Raw genomic sequence first — 23,358 nt, forward strand, 5'->3', positions numbered from 1 at the left:
GGGAGCGGACCGGTCGGCAGGGCGGCGCGCGGAAGTTGTCAAACTTGTCACCGCATCGACGCCGGAAACAAGGGGTTAGCGGCCAGCCATGGGCGAAGATCGCCAAGGTTGCCCAGCGCGGCGGGGGCATGAAACATCGCAAAGGTCGCGCGCGGCCGCGATGTTTGGCGCGCGGGGAAGCAGCGGGGCCGGACGAGTCAAAGAGCCAGAGCGTGAGGGTGGCATGGCGGAATAATGTAGGAAAGGGGTTTTGGGGGCAGCGCTATGGGGCGTGCCGGAATGGCCGGACGACGTCGCTAAATGCCGCCTGACTTTTCCAGTCGGTGGGGTCGAAGAAGGGCGCGCCCTCCACGCGGTGGGTTGAAACATAGAAATCGGGCAGCTTCGCCTGCTTGCCGATCGCATCCAGAAACACCTGCTTCCATGCGTCGCCTGCGGCCAGATGGGTGCCCTTGGGTTCGACAAAAATCTGCACCATCTTGGCAGACCCATCGCGGTCGCGTTCGAGGAACAGCAGGAAGTCGGGTTCGAACCCCGCGCCGTCGTCAAAGGCGTAAAGCTTGACCGCCTTTTCATTGCGGATGAGGCGGATTTCGCCAAAGTCGGCGCGCAAACGGTCGATCTGTTTGGCGATCGAAAGGATCAGTTCCATCTCGGCCGAGGTGCCGAAAAAATCATCGTGCGCGAACCAGTCGAGGGTCGCTAGGTCGATGCCCTCGTTGCGCGTCCAATCTTTCCATTGCGTGCGGTAGGTGCCGCCGACGGTCAGCGTCACGTCCGCGATGCTTTTGTTCACCCGATGCGGGGTGAAATCGCGCGTTCCGATGTGATCAAAACTGCTGACCGCAATCTGGCTGGCAATCGCGTCGAGCGCGCCGCGTGCCAGAGTTAGTCGCGCGGTGACGTCGAGCGAAGCCAGCGCGGCCTTCGGCCCTGAAACTTCAAGCCGCACGCCGCCCAGAAAATCGACGCCCGAAACAAATGCGGCGCGGCTCGCCAGTTTGGGGAAATGGCGCCGCAGGTTGGCGAAGTGGAAAAAGGGATCGGCGTCGAGCGCATGGCGGATCACGCCGGGTCCAAGATCGGCGAACGCAAGCGTCCGCTGCGCGATGCGGTCACCGGCGCGGCTGCTGTCATCGCCGTCAAAGGCGCTGCCCTCGCTGGTCCGCCCGCTATGGCCGAGCGAGAGCTGGATCAGCCGGGGAACCTGATAATCGTCGAGTTTGAAAATCGTCTTGCGGTCATTTTTCTGGCGGCTGTTGGCGAACAGCAGCCCGGATTTGAAGAAGTCGGTCTGGCGAAAGCTGTCCTTTACCTTCACCGTCGCTTTGCGCGTGTCGGCGTCGATCAGCCCCGATTCGACCAGCGCCTTCTTAATGTCGCCGACATAGGCGGGGTCGTGGGTGCAATGATAATGGAGCTGTTCGATCGCGCGCAGCGGATGATCCTCGTCGGCGTCATATTTGCGCTGCTCACGGGGTTCTTCGGGCAGATCGGACGCCACGAACGGCCAGTAGCGGGCGCCGCGCCCGATCAACTGCGCTTCCTGATTGGTCGTGCTGTTCGTCCCCTGATCGTACAGGCGGACGATGTCGAAGAGGTTCAGGACGTCCCAGCCCTCGTTGAGTTTATCGACGGCGAAGATACAGCGTACCTCGTTGTCATGATCCTCCAGACTGTTGAGTTCGATCTGCTGACGCGCGAGGTCTTCGGGCTTGTTGACGTTGCGGACTTTTGTCGGGGCAAAGTCGAGGCGGATTTCGCGCGCGAAGTCGTCGACCGAAATCCCGCCGCCCGCGCGGGTCACGTGGCGCAGCGCATCGCCAACGGTGTCACCAGCGGGAAGCGCCGACATCATCGCGGTCAGCCGGTCGCCATCGAGCGTTTCGATCAGCGCATGAAACGCCGCCTCATTGTCGGCGGAATCGGCCACCCGCCGCGATTTCATCATCACCACGGGTTTCAGCGACAGGCCATATTCGCCCGCCAGCTTACGGCGATACTGGCTGAGCACTACCGCCTGCAACATGCGTTGATCCAGCGAAATATCGGCGCGGCGCAGTTCGATTTCTTTCGAATAGCGATCGGCACGAAACTGGCGCAGCGAATAGTCGTAGAGAATCTTGTCGTGATATTTGGCGGCGATTGCGGCGTGGCCCAGGTTGGCGGTGGCGGTAAATTCCAGCAGCAGATTGTCCGGACTGGCGCGAAAGACGGCATCGACCGTGCTTTCCCAGCTCGCCTCCAGCTTCAACTCCTCGCCCTTTTTGGTATCGGCATTCAGGTGGTGCGCCTCGTCCGAGATCAGCACGACCTTTCGTCCGGCGAAGTCCTCGACCGAAACGCCGTTTTCGCGCGGATTGACCATCCGGCTGTGTAGCCCCTGAATGGTGGTGAAGTGGATGTTGATGCTGTCGGCGTCGGCTTCGTCGAAATTGCTGACCTCGCGGACCGTGACCGGCCTGCCGTCGAACCGCAGCGGATCGGCGAACAGATATTTGGACGACGTTGCGGCGAGGAAATTGGCCTTTGTCTTTTCGATAATCTGGGTCGAATTGACGAAGAACAGGAAGTTGCGATGACCGCGGGTGTACAGATCGAGGATCAGCGCCGCCATGATCACCGTCTTGCCGCTGCCGGTCGCCATATGAAACAGCAGGTGGGCGGGTTTCGGCCGTTGAGGATATTTGTCCATGTAGAACGCGAAGCGTTCCAGCGCTGTTGTCTGGTAGGGACGCAGTGTGATCGTCGGCGCAATGTTGGCCGCTACATGATCGGGAAGATCGGCATTCAGCGCACCATATTTGGCGAGCGCATCGAATTCCTGGGCAAGCGATTGGCCATTCACGATGTTGTTTACGCCGCCTTCAAGGTAACGAAGGGCAAGGACGTCGCCTCCAGCGTCGTCAGGTCGAGCTGTTCGGAGGCGCGATCGATGTCGATCCCGACGACGACGCCATTGGCGTCCAGATCGGCATTGAGCCCGTCAGCGATTTCGCGCGTTTCGGTTCCCGGTCCGGCCTTCAACTCGATATAGAGGCTGTCGGTTTCGGGGTAATAATGCAGCTTCATGCCTGATCCTCGGTAAAGTCGCGGTCGATAAACGCATTGTGCAGCGTTTCGCCGTCCGCCAGCGTGACGACGCGCAAGATGCGCTCTTTTGCTTCATTTGCCAAGCGCACCGGCCCCCAATGGCGAATGCGCCCGTCGGGCTGGACGGTGCGCCGCACCGGCGATGCCACCACGTCCTGGCACATTTCGACCGTCAGATAAGGGCGCTTGCGCAGCACCTGTTCGGTGAAATAGCGCGTGGTTTTCAACGATCGCCCTCATAAAAAGCCTTGTTCACCGCAATGTCGGCGGCGGACAGGCCATAGGCGGCGTCGGCGATGTCACCATGATTGACGTAAAGATGATTGGCGTCGAGCGCCTCCAGCAGCGTCGCCTTACGCTGGTCGAATTCCAGCGTGGCAAAGGCGTCCCAATCCCATAGCGCCTGATCGACCGTGTAACGCCAATAGCCGTTAGCGCGCATGTCCGCGGTCACTTGCCCCAGCGCCTGTTCGTCGTCCGCTTCGCGGATCCGGCTCCCGAGGGCTTCGTTCCATTCGGCGAGTTCCAGATAGACGAACGAACCGCCGCCCTGCCAGTTCTGCGCCTTTGAAACGCCGCCCTGTTCGCCTTCGATGACTTTTTTCAGGCGCGTCATCGTGACGTCGCCGACATAGTCCATCTGATCGACGCCGATCCAGCGGCGACCCATTTTGTGCGCAACGGCGCAGGTCGTGCCGGAGCCGAGGAAGAAGTCGAGAATGAGGTCCTTGGGTTGGGTTGAAATTTCAATGATCCGCTCGATCAACCCTTCCGGCTTCGGCGTATCGAATGCTGCCTTCTCACCAAAAATGAGTTCCAGTTCCCGAGCGGCGTGTTGGTTAAAACCAACATTGTCCCAAATAGAAGGTGTCGTCATTCCCCGGGTTGCTTCAGACTTGAACAGCTTTCGCATCGGGGTGCCGGCACGTCCATCTTTTCCCCAAAAATATCGGCGGTCGGCGATAAGTCGCTTCATTTCAGTTTCGTCGTAAACCCAGCAACGCCCCTTTCGCGGGTAAACGATTTCGCCTGTGAAGGGATTTTGGACGCCATAGGTTAGGCTCTCAACATAGCGACCGCCCTTCGCGTTGCCTGTCGAATCTACTTTGCGGAATGGCCCACGGTCATCAATACCAAACGGCTCTTCATATTCGCGATACTCAGCGTCGGCCTTCTCTGTCCGCCCCATAGGATATAGAGATGCCGACGCCTCGCTATTCTCTTTCTTCGCAACGCCCTTTGAGTAGATCAAGGTGTGGTCATGGATCGATCCAATTCGCTTATCGTTCGGCGGACCGTCACGGCGTTGCCATGCGACGTCGACGATAAAACGATCTCGTCCGAAAATTTCGTCCATCAAAACCTTGCAGTAGTGAGCTTCTCTACTGTCTAGATTAACGAATATGACACCCGAAGACGAAAGCAAATCTTTGGCGATTTCAAGTCGGCTTTTCATAAAAGTTAGCCACGCGGAATGTTCAAACCGGTCGTTATAGCCGAACCCCTCGTTTTCTGTATTATAGGGCGGATCAATATAGACTAGCTTCACCTGCCCGGCATAACGCGCCTTCAGACTGTGAAGCGCGAGCAGATTATTGCCCTTGATCAGCAGATTGTCGTCGGCGCCGATGGTGCCGACCGGCTTCGGCTTGCCCGCCGCGACGGCTTCGGCATCCCAGCGTTCAAAGCCGGTCAGCGCCTTGGGTTCGAACAGCCGGGTGATGTCGTCGGGCGCAAGCGTGGTATTCTAGAACAGCTCGTCGCGTTTGGCATCTTCCTTCGTCATCCCGCCTTCGAGCACGCAATCCTTGTACGGCCACGCCAGCACGACGTCGCGGCTGTCCTTCAGATAGCGGCCCTGCCCATCAGTCAGGCCGATGCGATTGCGAAAGGCGGTGTAGCTGTCGGGCAGGAATGCCTTGTTCGACACAAATTCGGCAAATTTCACCTTGTCGAACACCAGCGTACCGCCGACGTCGGCAAAGAAATGCGCCCGGATCGGGTCCGACGACAGCAGGGTTTGCAGGAAATCGGCATCAAGCCGTGTCGCCCGGTCGATGACCGCATTTTTGATGAGATGGCCGCTCCCGTCGATCAGCGCCTCGTTCGTCGCCAGCAGTTGTTCAAGATCGTGGAACAGGTTTTGCATCATCATCCCTTCGTCGCGCCTCCTTGCATCAAGTCGGCGTCGATTGGCAACCGGGATGGGCCGGGCCAACACGGGAATGGCGCGGGCGGGTTTGGGAATCCTCCCTGTGCCTCAGGCATGGGGAGGGGGACCGTCCGAAGAGTGGTGGTGGGGCTGCGACGGTAGCGCCAAAGCCCCTCCGTCAGCGCTTCGCGCTGCCACCTCCCCATGGCTTCGCCACAGGGAGGATTATTGCGTTAGCCACCGCCTGCAATCATCCCGGACCCGCGCATCGCTGTCCCGCATCCCCCGCTCCAGCACCGCCGCCCTGCCCTCGCCCTCCGCCACCGCCGCCAGCGCGGCGATGGCGCCCGCGCGGACTCTCGGGACGGGGTGCGTCTGCGCGATGTGGTCGGCGATGCCCTGCGCCTCTTCGCTCAGGTGGACGGCGCAGCGGAGGAGGAGTTCGCCGCTGGTCAGGGTGGGGCGGCGGGCGATGGTGGGGGGCTGGCCCGCGCGCGCGCGCGCTTCGCTGCCCAGATCGACGATATATTGGTCGCGCCAAGGGACATGCTCGCCCTCGTCCATGATGTTCAAGCTGACCGACAGGCTGGCGGGGGGCTGCTGGCAGTGGAGGTCGCGGTGGGCGCGATAGAGGAGCATCTGGCCTTCGCCAAGCTGGCTGCGCCCGGTGAAGGTCGGGGTCAGCGGCTCGCCGTGGCGGCCGTCGATCGCCTCTGGATCGACCTCATAATCGTCGCTGAGATAGCCGGGGCCGAAATAGCCGATGGTGAGGAAGTTGAAATTATGGTCGTGCGCGACGCCGTAGGAGAAGGCCGCGGCGCCGCTGGTCCGATAGGCGGCGTCGGGCGCGGCGGGCCAGATGTTGGCGCGCAGGTACCAGCCGCGCGGGCTGCGGTGGAGGAGGATGACCTGCGCCGAATAGCGGTTGGCGGGCTGTGGTTCGGCGGCGTCGGATACGAGCGCGGCGATGAGGTGGTCGGCGAGAAAGTCGCGGTTGCGCTGGAGGCCGGCGAGGAGGGTGGCGCAGCGGTGGATACTGGCCTCGTCGGTGAGGTCGACACCGTGCTGGTCGAGGGTGCCGGTGACTTCGGCGAGGGTGAGCGGGGGTCCGGGGGGTGGAGTTACTGGGCGGGGCATGGAGTTTCCTCTGCTCCCCTCCCGCAGGCGGGAGGGGTTGGGGGTGGGGTTGGCGGTTTGGCGCTGTGCTTGATGCCCACCCCGCTGCGACTAGCCAGCAAGCTGGCAAGTCTCGCTGCCCCTCCCCTGAAGGGGAGGGGATTGGAGGAGTGCGAGCGTGGCTTGGGCTGCGGCGCGCACTTCGGGGTGCGGATCGTCCGCTGCCATCGCGGCGAGCGGGGCGTGGGCGGCGGTGGGGTTGAGCGCGATCAACTCGCGCATTGCGTGCCAGCGGGCGGCGAAATCCTGGCTGTGCGTCTCGACCTCGAACAACGCCACAGCGTCGGGGCGACCGAGGTGGCGGAGCAGGGTCAGCGCCATGGCGCGGAAGCTGCTGTCGCGGCGCGAGGCGCTGATGTGGAGGAGGTGGCCGGTGGCAGGGTCGTAGCTGCGGATCGGGAGCGGCGACGGCGGCTGGACGGTGAGTTCGAGGAGGAGCGTGTCGTGCGCACCGGGGACGAGAGTGAAGCCTTCGCGCGCGGTGTCAAGGTCGAGCGTCTCGCCGGTCCTGAGCGGGCGCGGCGGATCGCTTTGGCAGGGCGCGGCAGCGCTGGCGGTGAACGCGCCCGCTTCCTCGGCCGGGGTGAGCGCGACATGGTGTTGGCAAAGCTGCGCCCCGCCGCTGGCAAGGACATGGATCGCGGTGCGTCCGGGGACGAAAATGGCGGGCGTTTCGGGCGGTGCGGAGGAGGCGAAGGGCCAGACGCGCAAGGTCAGGCGGACGTGGCCGCGTTCGGCAAGCACGAGTCCGCCCGGCGCCGGGTCGCCGCCGGCGCCCTCCCCGCCACCGAAGGCGCGCAGCGGTGGGCGCGCGAAGGGGTCGGCGCGGAGGAGCGCGAGCGCGCTGTCCAGTCGGCGTTCCAGCCAGCGCCTATCGGTGAGCCATGGGCGCAGCGCCGCCATGGCATCAGCGGGGGCGGCGTCCGCCTGCGCCGCGATCGCAGTGAGCAGCCCGTCGGGCGCGGTGTCGGCGGCGGTCCACGCGGCGTCGACCCTGGCCACGGCGGTGCGGATCGTATCACGGCGCGCGCCGTCGTGGCGCGGGAAATGATCGTGGCGGGAGGCGCTGACGGGCATCGCGGTGGGGCGGGAAAGCCGGGGCGCCATGCCCCGTCCCTTCCCGCCGCCCTGTCAGTCGTACACGATAAGCGCGATGGTGACCGCGATTTCGAACACCGACGGCCCCGACGATGCGCTGTCACCGACGAACGAGCCGAAAAGCCCGACCGCGGTGTCCAGCAACGGCAGCGCGTCTATATCGATAGGTGGCAGATCCATGTGGCATTCCCCTGGCAAACGGCGGCGCGACCCGCCGCCAGGGGTGAGGCTAGGTGGCGCTGCACGGGGTGCCAGTTAACTTACCGTAATGTCGCTGGTCGAAGGTAGCTTGCTCCGGCGGCGGCGCGGCATAGGATGGTGTGGAAACGAACCGGGAGATTTGCCATGCGCCATATCTTTGCCGCCGCCCTCGCCCTGCTGCTGGCTACGCCCGCCGCCGCCGAAACATTGCTGATCGGCAACAAGGGCGAGGATACGTTGAGCCTGGTCGCGTTGTCATCGGGCGCGGAACTAGCGCGATTGCCGACGGGCAAGATGCCGCACGAAATCGCAGTGTCGCCCGACGGCAAGCAGGCGGCGGTGGTGGCTTATGGCGGGACGACGATCGACGTGTTCGATGTCGCGGCGCGGACGAAGGTCCGGACGATCGACCTCAGCCCCAACCAGCGGCCGCACGGGCTGCTGTGGCTGACCGACGGGCGGTTGGTCGCGACGACCGAGGGCAGCCAGTCGGTCGCGGTGGTCGCCCCGGACGGATCGGTGACGTCGATTGCGACGGGGCAGCAGGGGTCGCATATGGTCGTCGTCGCGCCTGACAACCGCACTGCCTATACCGCCAACATCGGGTCGGGCACGGTGAGCGTGCTGGATTTGCAGGTGGGGGCGAAACTGCGCGACCTGACCATCGGCGGCAAGCCCGAGGGGTTGGCGCTGACGAAGGGCGGGCGCGAGCTGTGGGTCGGCGACCTCGATGCACCGCGGGTGACAGTGTGGGACACGGCGAGCGGCGCCAAGGTCGCCGAGCTGCCGGTCGATCCGGTGGCGATTCGAGTGCTGGCGAGCCCCGACAGCAAGCTGATCGCGACGAGCAATATCGGCAAGGGGACGATCAGCCTGTTCGACGCCGAAACGCGCGCGCCGATGCGGACGATCCAGGTGTCGGAGGGCGATGCGGCGCGGCAGGTGACCTTGCTGTTCAGCCCCGATTCCAAGCGGCTCTATGCGGCGGAAACGGGGATCGACAAGGTGGCGGAGATCGATGTCGCGACGGGCAAGGTGCTGCGCCGGATCGCGGCGGGCAAGCAAGGCGACGGATTGGCGATTGCGCCTTAGCGGGGCACCTTCCCGGTTTTGATATAGCTTTCCTGATCGGCAGCGAACGCGGTTCGCCCGTTGACGATGTTGCCGTCGATTTCTGCCAGCGCCGCGGCTTCCGAACGGCCGCTGGCCATGGCCACCTTGACGGCGAGGGGGCGGAAACGGGCTTCCTGCTCGAGGCAGCTTTTCGCCAGACCCTCCTTGAATTTTGCCGGATCCATCTTCGTCGTCATGCCCATTTGCACGGTCGCTCGCAGGCACCCGATAAAGGCGTTTGCGGCGGCTTCGAATTCGGCGCGATCGGCCTCGCCGACCTGCGCCGCGGCGCCGACGGGCACCGCCAATGCGACAAGCGCGGCCAGCGAATTTGCTCGTAACATCTTACTCTCCTGATGCTCATTAATATCCAACGATATCTTCAGGCCATAATCCACAGCGATAGCCCCGGCGGCGGGTCAGCTGGTGGCATATCCGCGACATGGCGCACCGCATCGGCGCGCGCGCGGGCGAGGATGGCGGCAGGAATGGCGGCGGGGTGGAAGATATGATCGGCCTCGCCGAGCAGGCGGGCGGCGCGGAGGGTGAGGTCGTCGGGGTCGGGGCTGGTCAGGTGGATCGTTTCGAGGCGCGACGGTTGGATCGCTGCTTCGCTCGCTAGCCAGCTTTCCAGCTTGTCCGCCGCATCACCAGCCAGCGGATCGAGCGCGCCGCCACTCGCCAGCGCCGCGTCGATCGCGCGGCGGCGGTCGGCGGCGGCGGGCCAGCGCACCTTCATCGCGTCGCGCGCGGCGTGCAGCGCCGATGCGAGCGCGCCCAGCCGCGCGGGGAGCAGCGCCTCGATGCGTTGACGGACGGCTTTCGCAAGCCCCGCCGACGCGCCGCCGGTGCCAATGGCGATGGTGACGGGGGCGCGGTCGACGATTGCAGGGGTGGTGAAATCGCAGAGGTCGGGGCGGTCGACGACGTTGACGAGCAGGCCGTGGGCGCGGAGTTTGCCGGCGGCGGCGCGGGCTTCAGCTTCGTCGTCGAGCGCGACGAAGGCGATGGTCGCGCCTTGCTCCCATGCCCGGACAATGCGGCCCCCGGCGCGCTCGATCAGCCGCGCCTTGGCTTCGGCGGCCTCGCCCTCCCCCACCAGCACGACGGTGCGGCCGGTGAGGGTCAGGAAGATCGGGAGTTGGTGCATGGATTTGCCCTTTTTCTCGTCATGCCGGACTTTATCCGGCATCCATGAACCCTGCCGCGCGGTTGGGCCATGGGCCCCGGATCAAGTCCGGGGTGACGAGGAAAAGATAGTGTCGCTGCACAGCGGCGCAACCGCGCCGTATCAATCGATCCAGTCCGGCACGCGCTCGGCGGCCATGATCGTGCTCGCGGCGATGCGGTCGGCGACCTTGATATAGCGATCGCCGTCGACCAGCACTTCGGGCACCAGGCTGCGGCTGTTGTACGTCGATGCCATCGTCGCGCCATAGGCACCCGCGGTGCGGAACACCGCGAGGTCGCCCGATTCGACCGCGTCGGTCACGCGGTCGCGCGCGAAGGTGTCGCCGGTCTCGCACACCGGGCCGACGATCGATGCGGTCATCTTTTCGCCGCTCGGCTTGACCGCGACGAAATCATGATAGGCGTCGTAGAGCGCGGGCCGCGCCAGATCGTTCATCGCCGCATCGACGATCACGAACGGATTGGTCGCGCCCGGCTTGACCCACAGAACCTCGGTCAGCAGCACCCCGGTGTTGCCCGCGATCACGCGGCCGGGTTCGAACATCAAGGTGACGTCCCAATCCCTGGTTACCCGCGCGACCATCGCGCCATAATCGGCCATCGACGGCGGATTGTCGTCGGCCTTGTATCGGACGCCCAGCCCGCCGCCGAGATCGACATGGGTGATGCTGTGTCCCGCGGCGCGCAAGTCGGCAACGAGACGCCCGACGCGCTCGAACGCCGCCTCAAGCGGGTCGAGGCTGGTCAGCTGGCTGCCGATATGGACCGCGATGCCGCGCATCTGAAGTCCCGGCAGCGCGGCGAGGCGGTCGAACATCGCGGGCGCGACGTCGATGCCGACACCGAACTTGTTGTCGGCCTTGCCGGTCGAAATCTTGGCATGGGTGCCTGCATCGACGTCGGGATTGACGCGCAGCACCGCGCGCGCTGTCATTTCCTTCGCCAGCGCGATTTCGGCGAGCGCGATGCCTTCGGGTTCATGTTCGATATTGAACTGGCCGATGCCGCGGTCGAGCCCCTGCGCCAGCTCGGCGCGGGTCTTGCCGACGCCCGAAAAAACGATGTCGTCGGGCGCCATGCCCGCGGCGAGCGCACGTTCGAGCTCGCCGCCCGACACGACGTCGGCGCCATAACCCTGCCGCGCGAGAACGCGCAGCACGCCGAGGTTGGGGTTGCTCTTGATCGCAAAGGCCAGGTGCTTGCGCGGCACGTCCTTCAGCCCGTCGCGGAATTCCTGCGCGTGGCGTTCGAGCATGGCGCGCGAATAGACGTAAACGGGCGTGCCGATTTCTTCGGCGATGCGGGGCAGCGGAATATCTTCGGCGTGGAGGACGCCGTCACGAAGGGCAAATTGATCCATGGAATGAAATCCTAAAGGTCGGTCTTGATCACATTGAGCCGTTCGTTCTGAGGAGGGGCTGAGCCTGGCGAAGACCCGTCTCGAAGGATGCCTATGCAACGATCCTTCGAGACGCCATTTCGACAAGCTCGATGGCTCCTCAGGACAAACGGATATTATTCTTCCCGATCATTCGCCCGATCTCAGCCCGGAGGCGGCAGGTCGAAATCGTCGGGTTCGCGTTGTTCGGACCGTTTGAGAAGTTCGTCGCTGCGCGCAGGCCGGGCCTGCGCGTCAGGCGTCGTAAGCTCCTCCGTGGTCGGGGCGCGCGTCGCGCCCAACGGGACGACCGGGGCGGGCTGGCCCGCCACCGGCTTCAGATCTTCCTTGCTGCCGCACGCACCAAGCGTCGCGAGCAGGGTGGCGCCCGTCAGGGCGGCGGCGATTGTGCGGCGATGCGCCATCATGCGGTTCCTTCCAGCGCGGCGCGCGCCGCGGATATGGCCTGCCTTACCCGTTCGGGGGCGGTGCCGCCATAGCTGGTGCGGCTGGCGACCGACGCTTCGACGGTCAGCGCCGCGAGCACGTCAGGGGTGACCGCGACGTGGATCGCGGCAGCGTCGGCGGCGGGCAGCGCCGACAGCTCGACGCCCAGTTCCTCGGCGCGCTTGACGCAGGCGCCGACGACATGGTGCGCCTCGCGGAACGGCAGCCCGTTTTCGCGCACTAGCCAGTCGGCGAGGTCGGTCGCGGTCGAATAGCCCGAGGCGGCAAGCGCGCGCATCCGGTCGGTGCGAAAGGTCAGCGTTTCCACCATGCCGGTCATGGCGGCAAGCGACAGCGCCAGCGCGTCGAAAGCGCCGAACACGGTCTCCTTGTCGTCCTGCAGATCCTTCGAATAGGTCAGCGGCAGGCCTTTGACGATCACCGCCAGGCGCTGGAACGCGCCGAGCAGCATCCCCGCGCGCCCGCGCACCAGTTCGGCGGCGTCGGGGTTGCGCTTTTGCGGCATGATCGAGCTGCCGGTCGACCAGGCGTCGGGCAGGCTGATGAAGCCGAAGGGCTGGCTGGCCCAGATTACGATTTCCTCGGCGAGGCGCGACAGGTGGATCGCGGCGATCGATGCCGAGGCGCAAAATTCGAGCGCGAAGTCGCGGTCGGACACGGCGTCGATGCTGTTTGCCATCGGGCGGTCGAAGCCGAGCGCGGCAGCGGTCGCGGCGCGGTCGATCGGAAAGCCGGTGCCCGCCAGCGCCGCCGCACCGAGCGGCGATTCGTTGAGGCGGCGCCGCGCATCGGCGAAGCGGCTGCGGTCGCGGCCGAACATCTCGACATAGGCGAGCAGATGATGGCCTAGCGTCACCGGTTGCGCGACCTGGAGGTGCGTAAAGCCGGGCATGATGCTGCTGGCATGTTCGTCGGCGCGCGCGAGCAGCGCGGCCTGGATCGCCGTTAGCCCCGCGTCGATGCGTTCGCAGGCTGTCCGCGTCCACAGCCGGAAATCGGTCGCGACCTGATCGTTGCGCGAGCGTGCGGTGTGGAGGCGCCCGGCGGCGTCGCCGACGATCTCTTTCAGCCGTGCCTCGACCGTCATGTGGATATCTTCGAGCGCGAGGTCGACGGGAACGCCGTTCGCGGCAAATTCTTCGGCGATCTGGGCGAGGCCGCGGTCGATCTGCACCGCGTCGTCGGCGCCGATGATCCCGGCGGCGCCGAGCATCGCAGCATGGGCGCGGCTGGCGGCGATATCTTCTTCCCACAGGCGTTTGTCGATCGGGATCGAGGCGTTAATCTCTTGCATGATCGCCGCGGGTCCGCCACCGAAGCGGCCGCCCCACATGCTGTTGCTGTCCGGAGTATTCGCCATCCGCCGCGTTCCAAGCCCGTATCTTGCGATCCTCGCCGTGTTTCTGGCCGGATCGATCGCGGGCTGCGATAGGGAAAAGCCGTCGGGCGGGCAAGCGGCAGACGGCCAAGCAAATGTTTCGGCTGGCCAAGCGAAGGCCATCGGCAAATTCGAATATGTCGTCGACCGCAGTCACAAGGGCGAAGCGGCGCCGACGGCGGCATTCACTGGCCCCGACGATGCCGCGGTGACGTTGGCGACGTTCAAGGGCAAGCCGTTGCTGCTCAACCTGTGGGCGACTTGGTGCGCGCCGTGCGTGGCGGAAATGCCGACGCTGGATGCACTGGCGGCTCAGAGCAGCGAGACGATGGCGGTGATCGCGGTGGCGCAGGATCTGCAAGGCGCCGAGGCGGTCGATCCGTGGTTCCAGAAGGCGGGATTGAAGGCGTTGCAGCCGTATCTCGATCCCGAGAACGGGTTGCTGGATGCGTATAACAGCGCGTTGCCGACGAGCATTTTCTATGACGCTGAAGGTCGCGAATTGTGGCGCGTTGTTGGCGCGATCGATTGGCAGGGGACCGAGGCGACGGCGTTGCTGGCGGAGGCGGCTTAGTCCCCCTCCCGCGCGCGGGAGGGGATAGGGTGGGACGAGCGTAGCGAACAGCGGCGTGTAAGCAACCCACCCCGCTGCGACTAGCGAACAAGTTCGCAAGTCTCGCTGCCCCTCCCGCAAGCGGGAGGGGAAAAGAAAAGGGCGAGCGCCCCATGACGCCCGCCCTTCCCTTGCGACCCAGAGCAAGCTCCGGGGAAACTCTAGCCGCCGACGGTCACGCGGCCGGTGCGATAGCCCTTCTTGCGCATTTCCTTGGTGTAATCCTTGTCGGCGTCGACCACTTCGTTCTGCCATTCGTCCCAGGCATCCCAGCGATCCTCGCGGTCAGTCGCATGGCGAAGGTCGCTGGTCAGTTCTTTCTCCGCCTCCAGAATGTCGGCCTTGTAATTATACCATTGCTGGTTGACGATGCCCGCGATCGGCGAAGTACGGATATGCGGCGTTTCGAAACCCGGGGGCTGCGATCCATAGGGAACGGCGGCCATAGCGGCGGTGGCGGGCAGGGCCACTGCGACGGCAAATAGGGTCCACTTTTTCATCGTCCATCTCCTGATTGCCCGCCCGGTCGAGAGGCGGTCCGGGGAGTCAACGAAGCAGGAGGCGATTTTCTTCCCCGCTAAACCGAGATTCGGCACGGCTGGCAGCGGATTTTTCTATTTTCGTCATTGCGACCCCGGCGAAAGCCGGGGGAAGCAATCCAGAGCGGTTACCGCACACTCTGGATTGCCGCGTCGCTTTGCTCCTCGCAATGACGGGAAGAGAGGTTATCCCGGATGCGCTTCGTCGCCGACCGCCGAGCGGAGCAGGCCGCGAAAGACGTCCTGCGCGGTGCGTTTGCCCTGGGTCACATCGAACACGTCGCGCGCAATCGGCATGTCGACGCCATGCTTTTCGGCCAGCGCGATCACGGTCGGGGCGCTTTTCACCCCCTCGGCAACCATGTTCATGCCCGCGATGATCTCGTCGATCGGGCGCCCCTTGCCGAGTTCGACCCCGACATGGCGGTTGCGGCTCAAAGGGCTGGTGCAGGTCGCGATAAGGTCGCCCATGCCGGTCAGCCCGGCGAAGGTTTCCGGGCGCCCGCCCATCGCGACTCCCAGCCGGGTGATCTCGGCCAGCCCGCGCGTCATCAGCGCCGAGCGGGTGTTGTCGCCGGCGCCCTGTCCGTCGCCCATGCCGACCGCGATCGCGATGATATTCTTGAGCACCCCGCCGAGTTCGCAGCCGAGCAGATCGGTGTTGGTGTAAACGCGGAACAGCCCCGAATGGAACACCGGCTGGAGCGCGCGGACGACGATCTCGTCCTCCATCGACAAGACGCTGGCCGCCGCCTGTCCGGTCATGATCTCACGCGCCAGATTGGGGCCGGTGAGGACGCCGACCGGGTGACCGGGCAGCACGTCCTCGATCAACTGGGTCATCCTTTGTCCTGACGACAGTTCGAGGCCTTTGGTCAGGCTGATCACTGGCACCCACGGGCGCAGATGGTTGCGCGCTTCCTCCAGCACGGCGCGAAAGCTGTGCGAGGGCACGCCCATGATCAGCACGTCGGCGCCAGCGACGACTTCAGCCATGTCGCGCGTCGCGCGCAGCGTCGTCGGCAGCTTGATACCGGGCAGATATTTGCGGTTCTCGTTATACTGGTTGATGCCCTCAACCGTTTCGGCATCGCGCGCCCACAGGGTGATCGGCGCGTTGCGCGACACCACCGCCGCGACCGTCGTCCCCCAGCTGCCCCCACCGAGCAGGCCGACCTTCAGGCGCATATGTCTCTCCCCTGTTTCAGGGGAGAGTGGCGTGGGAATGGGGGGTTGGCAAGCATCCCGTCGCCCCCGCGACGGCGGGGGCCGTTGGAGGCCTTACCCTGCGCCGTTAGATAGAACGCCTGCGGCCCCCGCCTGCGCGGGGGCGACGGGATGCTGCGCCAGAAACGCCTTCATCACCGCCGCCGTCGCTTTCGGATCCTCGATCATCGGGACATGGCCGACATGCTCGAAGACGTGACTCTGGCTGCCCGCGATCCCCGCTTCGAGCACCGGCACGCAGCTGACGTCGAGCAGGCGGTCGTGGCGGCCCCAGATGATCAAGGTCGGCGCCCTGACCTCGCCCAGCCGGTCGTTGAGCGGATGGTCGCGGCCCTCATTCGCGATCGTCCAGAAAATGCCGTCGAGCTGGTCGCGATATTTCAGCGCGTCGGCGTAAAGCACCGGTTTCAGCCGCGCGGGGATATAGGGCGGTTTGTGGACGACCATGCCGACCAGCCGGTCGGCGTCCTCCAGCCCCGCGAGGACGAGCGGGTTGTAATCCTCGTTCGCCGCCTGTTTCTGCAGGTCGCTTTCATGTTGGCCGTTGACCCCGGCGTTGTTGAGCAGGATCAGGCTGGCAAGCGCGTCGGGGTAGTCGATCGCGTAGCGCAGCGCGATCCAGCCGCCCATGCTGTTGCCGCCGACATGCGGACGGACGAGGCCGAGGGTGTCGGCGAATTGCTTGAGCCGCGCGGTCTGGGCGCCAAGATCATAGGCGAGGTCGGGGTTGCGCTCATTCTCGCCGAAGCCGGGCAGGTCGGGGGCGATGACATGATAATCACGGGTCAGATACGGCGCGATCATCGACCAGTTATCCTTGTCGCCGGCAAAGCCATGCACAAGCAGCAGTAAGCGTTTCGCGGGGTCGCCGCCCTCCAGATAGGGCCAGTTGCGCCCGTCGACGGTGACGCTTTTCTGCACCATCCGGCCGCGCTGACGCAGCAACGCGCGCCCAAGCGCGACGAGGCGGCCGGGGAAGACGAAATATAGCAGCGCCAGCGCTATCAGCGGCGCGAAGAGGAGGATCAGGAGGATTTTCATCTGTTTCTAACTCGGTCCTAAATCCGTTCGTGTCGGACGAAGTCGAGACACCTGTCGGGGCAGCGCAAGTGCTCGGGGTGTCTCGACTTCGCTCGACACGAACGGGATTGGGGTTTGTTCAAGGTTTCGGAACATGCGCGTCGAACCAGCCGATCAAATCGTCCAGCACCGCTTCGCGTTCCGGTTCGTTGTAAATTTCGTGGAACAGGCCCGGGTAGATTTTGAGCGTCTTGTCGGTCGAGGCGACATGATCGAACAGATATTGCGAACCCGCCACCGACGCGAGGCTGTCATCCGAACCATGCTGGAACAGGATCGGCAGGGCGATGCGCGGCGCGCTCGCCTGCGCTGCGGCCATCGCGTCCATGAATTCCTTGCCCAGCCGTGCGCCGATCTTGCCGGTGTAAACGAGCGGGTCTGCGAGATAGGCGGCGACTACGGCGGGATCACGGCTCACGCCGTTCGCGTCGAGCGACAGCACGCCAAGCCGCGGGAAGAAGCGCGAGAGGAAGCGGCTGATCCAGACGGTGAAGCGCGACGGCGGCGCGGCGGGGACGATCGCGGGGCCGGAGAGCGCGGCGGCGGCAAATGCCTGCTGCCGCTCAATGAGGAACAGGGTCGAAATCAGCCCACCCATGCTGTGGCCGAGCAGCAGGCGCGGCCTGTCGCCGTGGTTGACCTCCACGAGAGTCAGCAGTTCGGCCATGCCGTCGGTGAAGGCCGAGAAGTGCGGGACGAAACCGCCCTCGCCGTCCGACTGCCCATGCCCCCAATGATCGATCGCATAGACGGCATAACCCGCGTCGGTCAGCCGTTTAGCAACATGGACGTAGCGGCCTGCGTGTTCGGCATAGCCGTGCGCGAGCAACACCACGGCTTTCGGCAATCCGGCGGGCAGCCAGTGGGTGACGTGGAGCTTTGCCCCGGCGCCGGTCGATCCCGCGGGCAGGATCACCGCAGTCATGGTCAGCGCACCGCCTTTTTCAGCGCCGCGGTGCTGCGGTGGCCAGGGCCGTCGTCGCCCGCCTTGTCGATCCGCGCCAAAATGCCTTCCAGCGCGCGGCTGATCGCGGTCTGGGTGCGGACCATCTCGACCTTGGGCCAGGCGGTGCGCTCGCCGGTATCGATCAGCTCGTCGATATCCTCCTGCCCCAGATCGCTCAATATCTTGGCCGGCGACCAGAATTTGGGCGGGCGGATGATATTGATGTCGCCGGTATATTCCTGATTGATCACCGACCGTGCCATATTGGCGAGGCTGTTGAGCGGCGGCACCCATTCGAGCGGTTTCTGGAAGATGATCATATTGGCGTTCAGCCACGCCTTGAAGGTCGCCATCGACGCATGTTGAATGGCCTCGATCGGCGCCATCTGCTTGCGGGTGTCGGTCGCAAAGGGCAGCGCGATCGGGTTCGCCTGGCTGACAATATGATGGTTGACCCCGTAGAGCCGTTCGAGCCGCTTGGTCGGGATGTCGTGGGTCACCGACCCGTCGACCCAGCGCCGGTCGGGCTGGTACGGGACGCGGTTGCCGCTGTCGTCGCGCGCCATCAGCATCACCGGGGGAAAGACGCCGGGAACCGCGCATGATGCAAGGACGGCTTCGCGGATCAGCACGTTGGGGGCAGTGATCGCGTTGAGCAGGCGGCCGTTCTGATGCTTTTCGGCCGGGGCGACCGAGACGTTCAGGTGACGGCCGCTGATCTCGAACGCTTCCTGAAACGTCAGGTCGGGGATGAGGTCGGCAAGCCGGTCGCGCACTTCGTCCGAGGCGAGGCGCTTTTGCTTGGGATCGCGCGCGGGGTTGGCGAGGCGCTCGCTTTCGAGCAGCGCGCCGATTTCGCTGTCCTTGCGGGTGCAGACGACTGCGGCGACGATCGATCCGCCGCTGGCGCCCGACATGATCGCGGGGAGCACGCCTTCGGACCACAAGGCTTTGACGACACCGATGTGGAAGAACAGGAAGCTCCCCGAGCCCGACAGCAGCAGCGCCGAGCGGCCGTAGCAATGCTGGGCACGGCGGAAGAAGTCGCGCTTTTCCTCGCGGGGGATGCTGCGCGCGGCGGCGATCTTGTCGAGCGAGGCGACGACCTCGGCGACATAATCCTCGATCAGCTTTTTGGTGCCGAAGCGCGCCTTTTGGTAGAGGCGCTCGTGGCCCATGCCGTCGATATTGCCGTGAATGCCTTCGTTGAGGACAAACAGCAGCCCCTTGACGTCACCCGCCGCCGACAGCTTGCGCAGCCGTTCGAGCCGCGCGCGGATCGCCTTATAATCGAAATGCTTGCTCTCGTCGGCGTCGCGCCACGTTTGCAGCCCCGATTTCTTGTCATGCGCGCGCGCGGCCTTGGCCCAGGCGATGTAGTCGGGTGCGGTCACGAGATCGCGGTCGGCGCTGAGCGTCGGGGTGAAAAGCATTCAATGTTCCTGTTGCGCATGGTCTATTTTTTCGGAGTCTTGCGGGTTGCGTTGCCTTTGGCAACTGTTTTGACATTGGTCTCGCCACCACCGTCATCCCGGACTTGATCCGGGATCCATTCCAGCGCCGGCGTCATGGATCCCGGATCAAGTCCTGGATGACGAAGAGGAGGGCTTTTTCTTTCCCTTTGCCGGGGCTTTCGGTTTTACGCCGGGGTTGGCGGCAGGTTTTGGGACGACTTTCGCTTTTGCCTTGGGTTTTGGCGCTGTTTTGGCCGTCGGTTTCGGCGTTGCCGTAGCGGCTTTGGGCGTTTCGGCTTTCGGCGCCGCCGCCATCAGATCGGCGAAACTTTCCTCGATACACTCCCTGAAAAAGGCGATGTCGGGCATGATCGCGCGTTCGCAGATGATCGAAAAGGCGATGCGGCCGTTGTAGCTGGGGGTCGCGACGAACAGCCCCATATTGTTCGCCAACGGCGCCATGCCGTGCTGCATGACAAGCTGCGCGCCCGCGAGATAGAGCGGCACCTGCGCGCCCGGCACGTTCGAGATGAACAGATTGGTGCCGCGCACCGCGAACCGTTCGCTGGTGACGAGCCGCGCGACCGCCGCCATCGTCGCGCCGGGAATATGTTGCGACAGGTCGGTCATGATCCGCGCGCTGACGCCAGCCTTCGCCTCCTTTGCCTCGACCGTATAGTCGCGGATCGCGGCGAGCCGCGCGAGCGGATCGGCGATGTCGCTGCGCACCGGCACGCTCATCGCCGACACCTGATTGCCGGGGGTCGAGGCTTTGCCAGCCGCCTTTTCCTTGCCGCGCAGGTTAATCGGCGCGACCGCGACCAGACTGTCCTTGGGCAATTCCTTGTGCTTCGCCAGATATTTGCGCAGCGCGCCGCCGACCGTGGTCAGCACGACGTCGTTGACCGTCGCGCCCGGCACCTTCTTGCGGACCAGCGCAACATCGGACAGCGCGACCGACGTCCCGTCGAACATCTTGTGCGGCCCGACGGGGACGTTGAAGCGCGTCTCGGGAACCCCCGCGGTCATCCCGCCCTCGATCGCCTTGCGCGCCGACGAGAGGATCGCGGGCGACATTTTCATCAGCGCGTTCATGAATTTGACCGGCGATTGCAGCGACGCCGACCAGGCGCGCGACAGCGTTTCGGCGCTCGACGGCGGATCGCCGAGATCCTCGACCGGCGGCGGTTCGGGAATCGCGGGGGTGCCCTTGGCATCGATGTCGCTCATCGCGATGAAGGCGTGCGCGCCCGACGCGCCATCGACCGCCGCGTGGTGGACGCGGTGGAGCATCGCGAAGCTGCCCTTGGGGATGCCAGGAATCCGGTCGAGCCCCTCGATGATATAGATGTCCCACAGCGGGCGGTTCATATCCATCGGCTTGGAAAAATAGCGCGCCACCGCGATGCAGAATTGCCGCCAGTCGCCGGGTTCGGGCAGCCGCGCATGGCTCATATGCGCCTCGATGTCGAAATGCTCGTCCTCGACCCAATAGGGGTGGTCCATGTCGAACGGCAGGCGGTGGAGGCGCCGCTTGAACAGCGGCGATGTGTCGACGCGGCTTTCGACGTGGCGGATGATGTCCTTGAAGCGCACAAAGCCGCCCGGTGCGGTCGAGGGGTCGTAGATATAGACCCCCATGATGTGGGTCAGGTTGTTCGCGGTCTGGGTGTAGAGGAACTGGGCGTCCTGCGCGCTGAGCTGTTTGAGCATCTTTATTCCCCATTCCAATCTAAAACTTCGTCATTCCCGCGAAAGCGGGAACCCAGTTGCGACGGTAGCTCGCTGGGTTCCCGCTTTCGCGGGAATGACGAAGAAAGGCCGGTCACACTTGTCCTCCCGATCCCGGCAACCGATCGGCAAGAGCCACCGTCGACAGTCGCATCGTTTCCATCACGTTCGCCAGCCCGCGCAGTTCCAACAGCAGCGCGCGGCGCGCGGCGAGGAGGTTGGGGGTCGCGGGCTCGGCCAGCCCCATGTGGCGCATCAGCGACAGGCCGTTGGCGAACAGCAATTTGCCGATCGCGGCCTCGCTGCTGATCCGGCGGAGCAGATAGGCTTGCTTGCCCTCGGTCAGCGCAGCATCGAGCAGCGCCTTGTCATCGACCGCATCACCCGGCCGCGCGCGGGCGAGCAGGTCGGCGACGACCGAATAGGCCTCTGCGAACGGCAGCAGGATCGCGTGGCCGACGACGGGCTGGCAGCGGCGCAGCAACTGCGCGATGCCGCGGTCGCCGCTGGCGAGGCGGCGGTCCCACACCGGGTCGATGCGTTCAAGTTCGGCGCGCAGGGCGGCCATATGCTCGTCGCGCGGCGGATAGAAAAATTCGAATTTGAACAGGTCGCGGAGGCGATCGATCTTGGCCCAGAACGCCGCGGTGGCGTCGCCGCTGTCGCCGTCGCGCAGTTCGAACAGCGCGAGTTCGATCATCGCGCGGTCGAGGAAGTGATGCGCGATGATGTTGCGATAATAGCTCGCCATCGGATGCTTGGCGGGGTCGATCGAATAGACGCGCTCGCTGCCCGCTTCAAAACGCGTCAGTAGCCCGCTTGTCACAAGCGTATCGACGGTAACCGCCAGCGCCGCCCGATCGCCGCTTTCCAGCTCGCTGCTGATCCGGATACCGCGCACCCGCGCCCAGTCGGTCACCGCGCCGATCGCGCCGAGCAGTTCGGCAGCGGTGGCGCCGCGCGGCGCCATCCCGAGCAGGATCAGGCACATCACCGACGTGACGGTCAGCGGGGTGACGCGATTGGCCTCGACCGCGACGGCAAAGGCGATTTTTTCGAGCGCGCGCTTGTCGTCGGGGCCGGGCGCGGCGTCGATCACCACCGGGTTGCCGATGTCGAGCCGGATGCGACCCGAGGGTTCTTTCAGGCTTTTCATATAGCCGAGGAACCACGACAGGCTCTCGGGCTTCTTGTTCCGCCCCGTCTGTTCGGCGGCATATTCCTCGACGTCGCGGATCAGGTCGAAACTGGTGACGAACGGCACAAAATGCACCCCGCGCGTCCCCGTCGCGTGGGCGGCGTCGAGGACATATTTCATCAAGCCATATTTGGGCGGCATCAGCTTGCCGAGCCGCGAGCGCGTCCCTTCGAAAGCCCAGCTCAAGGGGAAACGCTTGGCGAGCAGCCAGGCGATATAGTGGCGCAGCACGAGCTTGTAGACTGGCTGGTCCTGAAAGCTGCGGCGGATGAAGATCATCCCCGAGCGGCGGAAAAATTCACCCATGATCGCGAAATCGAGATTGGCGCCGCCGAAGCTGTGCAGCATCGGCATGTCGTTTTCATAGGTGAGGCGGCTGGGGGTCGCGCCGTCGATATAGGTTTTGTGGGTGAACAGGATCGCGGTCGGATGTTCGCGCAGGATCGCGCGCAGCCGCGCGAGTTCGGCGGCGTCGACCTCCATCTCGGGCGCGTAGCCGCCGAACATCATCCGGTCGAGCCGGGCGCGCAGATCGAGGAAGATCGCACTGGGCCGCGCGATGACTTCCTTCATCAACGGCCGCGCCTCGCGGAACAGGTCGGCGACCGGACGGCCTGTCGCTTCGGCGAGATCGGCGAGCGCGGCGCGGAACTTCGGGCTGGTGCGCAGGCCATCGGCGACGAAGCGCGGTACCTTGTAGCGCGTCCCGCGGATGCCGCGTTCGGCGACGTCGAGCGCGAGCGACGCCTGCCGCGCGATGAAGGCGGCAAATTCGGCGCTGTCGCAGCCCGCGCCATCGCCGCCGCCGGTCTGCGCGGCGAAGCGGTCGCGCAGCGCGTCGAGCGTCGCCGCCTCGCCGACCAATATCTGTGCGCGGCGGCGGTCGCGGAGCAGGATCAGCCGCGAGCGCAGCGAGCCGGGATGGCGCGGGTCACCGAACAGGATGTGGCGGAATTTGAGTGCGCGGTCCTTGTCGAAGCCCGGGATGCGCCACGCGACGCGCAGCGGCACGACCTGCCGCGACGGCTGCCCATCAAGCCGGGCGCGGAGGGTTTCGAGCGGGAGGGCGTGATCGTCATCCTCGATCGCGAGGCTGGCCCATTGCGGATCGTTATCGCCAGCGGTGGCGTGGACCCAGTCAAGCAACAGCTGCCGCTCGACCCCGTTGCGCGCGTCGATGATATAGAGCCGGTCGGCCGCGTCCTCCGTTGCGACGGGCTGGCGAGGCGTGCCGTCGGCCACCGGCTAAAACCCCTCCGTCATCGCGAGCGAAACGAAGCAATCCAGGGTGTGGCAAGCCGCTCTGGATTGCTTCCCCCGGA

Annotated in this window: 22 protein-coding genes; 2 read left to right on the forward strand and 20 right to left on the reverse strand. The window is 64.9% G+C overall.

The window, feature by feature from the left end:
• Positions 1-262 precede the first annotated feature (262 nt).
• From J2X44_RS15210 to J2X44_RS15245, 8 genes are all read right to left on the reverse strand, one after another.
• Positions 263-2,848, reverse strand: a complete 2,586-nt coding sequence (locus tag J2X44_RS15210; protein WP_310085827.1) for a DEAD/DEAH box helicase family protein — start codon at positions 2,846-2,848, stop codon at positions 263-265.
• Positions 2,849-2,856: 8 nt separating this feature from the next.
• Positions 2,857-3,072, reverse strand: a complete 216-nt coding sequence (locus J2X44_RS15215) for a DUF2283 domain-containing protein (protein ID WP_310085829.1) — start codon at positions 3,070-3,072, stop codon at positions 2,857-2,859.
• The gene (locus tag J2X44_RS15220) at positions 3,069-3,320 is read right to left on the reverse strand and encodes a hypothetical protein (RefSeq protein WP_310085830.1); all 252 of its coding nucleotides are present in this window, start codon (positions 3,318-3,320) and stop codon (positions 3,069-3,071) included. Before J2X44_RS15220 ends, J2X44_RS15215 begins: the two co-directional genes overlap by 4 nt.
• Positions 3,317-4,642 carry a site-specific DNA-methyltransferase gene (locus J2X44_RS15225; RefSeq protein ID WP_310085833.1) on the reverse strand — a complete coding sequence of 442 codons (1,326 nt, stop codon included), beginning with the start codon at positions 4,640-4,642 and terminating at the stop codon, positions 3,317-3,319. The genes J2X44_RS15220 and J2X44_RS15225 overlap by 4 nt, the downstream gene beginning before the upstream one ends.
• 198 nt (positions 4,643-4,840) lie before the next feature.
• Positions 4,841-5,248: a site-specific DNA-methyltransferase gene (locus tag J2X44_RS15230; protein ID WP_310085836.1), complete on the reverse strand. Its 408-nt coding sequence runs from the start codon at positions 5,246-5,248 to the stop codon at positions 4,841-4,843.
• Between the two features lie 222 nt (positions 5,249-5,470).
• Positions 5,471-6,382 carry a transposase gene (locus J2X44_RS15235; RefSeq protein ID WP_310085838.1) on the reverse strand — a complete coding sequence of 304 codons (912 nt, stop codon included), beginning with the start codon at positions 6,380-6,382 and terminating at the stop codon, positions 5,471-5,473.
• 90 nt (positions 6,383-6,472) lie between these two features.
• Positions 6,473-7,498, reverse strand: a complete 1,026-nt coding sequence (locus J2X44_RS15240) for a HEAT repeat domain-containing protein (RefSeq protein ID WP_310249337.1) — start codon at positions 7,496-7,498, stop codon at positions 6,473-6,475.
• 54 nt (positions 7,499-7,552) lie between these two features.
• Positions 7,553-7,699, reverse strand: coding sequence for a hypothetical protein (locus tag J2X44_RS15245; RefSeq protein ID WP_310085844.1), 147 nt, complete (start codon positions 7,697-7,699; stop codon positions 7,553-7,555).
• A gap of 165 nt (positions 7,700-7,864) precedes the next feature.
• On the opposite strand from J2X44_RS15245, the gene J2X44_RS15250 reads away from it, so the two are divergent.
• A complete protein-coding gene (locus J2X44_RS15250) occupies positions 7,865-8,812 on the forward strand; it encodes a hypothetical protein (RefSeq protein WP_310085847.1) in 948 nt (315 codons plus the stop codon).
• Here the strand turns inward: J2X44_RS15250 and J2X44_RS15255 are convergent.
• The 5 genes from J2X44_RS15255 to argH form a co-directional block, all read right to left on the reverse strand.
• Positions 8,809-9,177: a hypothetical protein gene (locus J2X44_RS15255; protein ID WP_310085848.1), complete on the reverse strand. Its 369-nt coding sequence runs from the start codon at positions 9,175-9,177 to the stop codon at positions 8,809-8,811. The two genes, J2X44_RS15250 and J2X44_RS15255, sit on opposite strands and share 4 nt — an antisense overlap.
• A 38-nt stretch (positions 9,178-9,215) precedes the next feature.
• Positions 9,216-9,983, reverse strand: coding sequence for a siroheme synthase (locus J2X44_RS15260; protein ID WP_310085851.1), 768 nt, complete (start codon positions 9,981-9,983; stop codon positions 9,216-9,218).
• Positions 9,984-10,124: 141 nt separating this feature from the next.
• On the reverse strand, positions 10,125-11,384 hold the full coding sequence (lysA, locus tag J2X44_RS15265; RefSeq protein WP_310085854.1) for a diaminopimelate decarboxylase: 1,260 nt from the start codon (positions 11,382-11,384) through the stop codon (positions 10,125-10,127).
• A 182-nt stretch (positions 11,385-11,566) separates the two neighbouring features.
• A complete protein-coding gene (locus J2X44_RS15270) occupies positions 11,567-11,830 on the reverse strand; it encodes a hypothetical protein (RefSeq protein ID WP_405053377.1) in 264 nt (87 codons plus the stop codon).
• Positions 11,827-13,230, reverse strand: coding sequence for an argininosuccinate lyase (gene argH, locus J2X44_RS15275; RefSeq protein WP_310085857.1), 1,404 nt, complete (start codon positions 13,228-13,230; stop codon positions 11,827-11,829). The genes J2X44_RS15270 and argH overlap by 4 nt, the downstream gene beginning before the upstream one ends.
• Between argH and J2X44_RS15280 the strand changes: the two genes are divergently transcribed.
• Entirely contained in the window at positions 13,202-13,822 is a 621-nt protein-coding gene (locus J2X44_RS15280) for a TlpA disulfide reductase family protein (protein ID WP_310085859.1), read from the forward strand. The genes argH and J2X44_RS15280 overlap by 29 nt on opposite strands.
• A 200-nt stretch (positions 13,823-14,022) precedes the next feature.
• Here J2X44_RS15280 and J2X44_RS15285 read toward each other — a convergent pair whose 3' ends face one another.
• The 7 genes from J2X44_RS15285 to J2X44_RS15315 all read right to left on the reverse strand — a co-directional run bounded on the left by J2X44_RS15285 (position 14,023) and on the right by J2X44_RS15315 (position 23,278).
• Entirely contained in the window at positions 14,023-14,361 is a 339-nt protein-coding gene (locus J2X44_RS15285) for a hypothetical protein (protein WP_310085862.1), read from the reverse strand.
• A gap of 225 nt (positions 14,362-14,586) precedes the next feature.
• Positions 14,587-15,588: an NAD(P)H-dependent glycerol-3-phosphate dehydrogenase gene (locus tag J2X44_RS15290; protein ID WP_310085865.1), complete on the reverse strand. Its 1,002-nt coding sequence runs from the start codon at positions 15,586-15,588 to the stop codon at positions 14,587-14,589.
• Positions 15,589-15,681: 93 nt separating this feature from the next.
• The gene (locus tag J2X44_RS15295; protein WP_310085867.1) at positions 15,682-16,668 is read right to left on the reverse strand and encodes an alpha/beta fold hydrolase; all 987 of its coding nucleotides are present in this window, start codon (positions 16,666-16,668) and stop codon (positions 15,682-15,684) included.
• 118 nt (positions 16,669-16,786) lie between these two features.
• Positions 16,787-17,632 carry an alpha/beta hydrolase gene (locus J2X44_RS15300; RefSeq protein WP_310085870.1) on the reverse strand — a complete coding sequence of 282 codons (846 nt, stop codon included), beginning with the start codon at positions 17,630-17,632 and terminating at the stop codon, positions 16,787-16,789.
• Positions 17,633-17,634: 2 nt separating this feature from the next.
• Complete coding sequence (locus J2X44_RS15305; RefSeq protein ID WP_310085873.1) at positions 17,635-19,086, reverse strand: DUF3336 domain-containing protein; 1,452 nt, start codon at positions 19,084-19,086, stop codon at positions 17,635-17,637.
• Positions 19,087-19,233: 147 nt separating this feature from the next.
• Entirely contained in the window at positions 19,234-20,820 is a 1,587-nt protein-coding gene (locus J2X44_RS15310; RefSeq protein ID WP_310085876.1) for a wax ester/triacylglycerol synthase family O-acyltransferase, read from the reverse strand.
• Positions 20,821-20,932: 112 nt separating this feature from the next.
• The gene (locus tag J2X44_RS15315; RefSeq protein ID WP_310085880.1) at positions 20,933-23,278 is read right to left on the reverse strand and encodes a glycerol-3-phosphate 1-O-acyltransferase; all 2,346 of its coding nucleotides are present in this window, start codon (positions 23,276-23,278) and stop codon (positions 20,933-20,935) included.
• Positions 23,279-23,358: the final 80 nt, after the last annotated feature.

Origin of the sequence: Sphingopyxis sp. BE259 (assembly GCF_031457495.1) — a bacterium.
Lineage (GTDB): Bacteria > Pseudomonadota > Alphaproteobacteria > Sphingomonadales > Sphingomonadaceae > Sphingopyxis.

Coding starts and splice junctions, on each gene's coding strand:
- J2X44_RS15215 (WP_310085829.1), bottom strand. CDS start 3,072: ATGAAGCTGCATTATTACCCCGAAACCGACAGCCTCTATATCGAGTTG.
- J2X44_RS15230 (WP_310085836.1), bottom strand. CDS start 5,248: ATGATGATGCAAAACCTGTTCCACGATCTTGAACAACTGCTGGCGACG.
- J2X44_RS15235 (WP_310085838.1), bottom strand. CDS start 6,382: ATGCCCCGCCCAGTAACTCCACCCCCCGGACCCCCGCTCACCCTCGCC.
- J2X44_RS15240 (WP_310249337.1), bottom strand. CDS start 7,498: ATGCCCGTCAGCGCCTCCCGCCACGATCATTTCCCGCGCCACGACGGC.
- J2X44_RS15245 (WP_310085844.1), bottom strand. CDS start 7,699: ATGGATCTGCCACCTATCGATATAGACGCGCTGCCGTTGCTGGACACC.
- J2X44_RS15250 (WP_310085847.1), top strand. CDS start 7,865: ATGCGCCATATCTTTGCCGCCGCCCTCGCCCTGCTGCTGGCTACGCCC.
- J2X44_RS15255 (WP_310085848.1), bottom strand. CDS start 9,177: ATGTTACGAGCAAATTCGCTGGCCGCGCTTGTCGCATTGGCGGTGCCC.
- J2X44_RS15260 (WP_310085851.1), bottom strand. CDS start 9,983: ATGCACCAACTCCCGATCTTCCTGACCCTCACCGGCCGCACCGTCGTG.
- lysA (WP_310085854.1), bottom strand. CDS start 11,384: ATGGATCAATTTGCCCTTCGTGACGGCGTCCTCCACGCCGAAGATATT.
- J2X44_RS15270 (WP_405053377.1), bottom strand. CDS start 11,830: ATGATGGCGCATCGCCGCACAATCGCCGCCGCCCTGACGGGCGCCACC.
- J2X44_RS15280 (WP_310085859.1), top strand. CDS start 13,202: ATGCTGTTGCTGTCCGGAGTATTCGCCATCCGCCGCGTTCCAAGCCCG.
- argH (WP_310085857.1), bottom strand. CDS start 13,230: ATGGCGAATACTCCGGACAGCAACAGCATGTGGGGCGGCCGCTTCGGT.
- J2X44_RS15285 (WP_310085862.1), bottom strand. CDS start 14,361: ATGAAAAAGTGGACCCTATTTGCCGTCGCAGTGGCCCTGCCCGCCACC.
- J2X44_RS15290 (WP_310085865.1), bottom strand. CDS start 15,588: ATGCGCCTGAAGGTCGGCCTGCTCGGTGGGGGCAGCTGGGGGACGACG.
- J2X44_RS15295 (WP_310085867.1), bottom strand. CDS start 16,668: ATGAAAATCCTCCTGATCCTCCTCTTCGCGCCGCTGATAGCGCTGGCG.
- J2X44_RS15300 (WP_310085870.1), bottom strand. CDS start 17,632: ATGACTGCGGTGATCCTGCCCGCGGGATCGACCGGCGCCGGGGCAAAG.
- J2X44_RS15305 (WP_310085873.1), bottom strand. CDS start 19,086: ATGCTTTTCACCCCGACGCTCAGCGCCGACCGCGATCTCGTGACCGCA.
- J2X44_RS15310 (WP_310085876.1), bottom strand. CDS start 20,820: ATGCTCAAACAGCTCAGCGCGCAGGACGCCCAGTTCCTCTACACCCAG.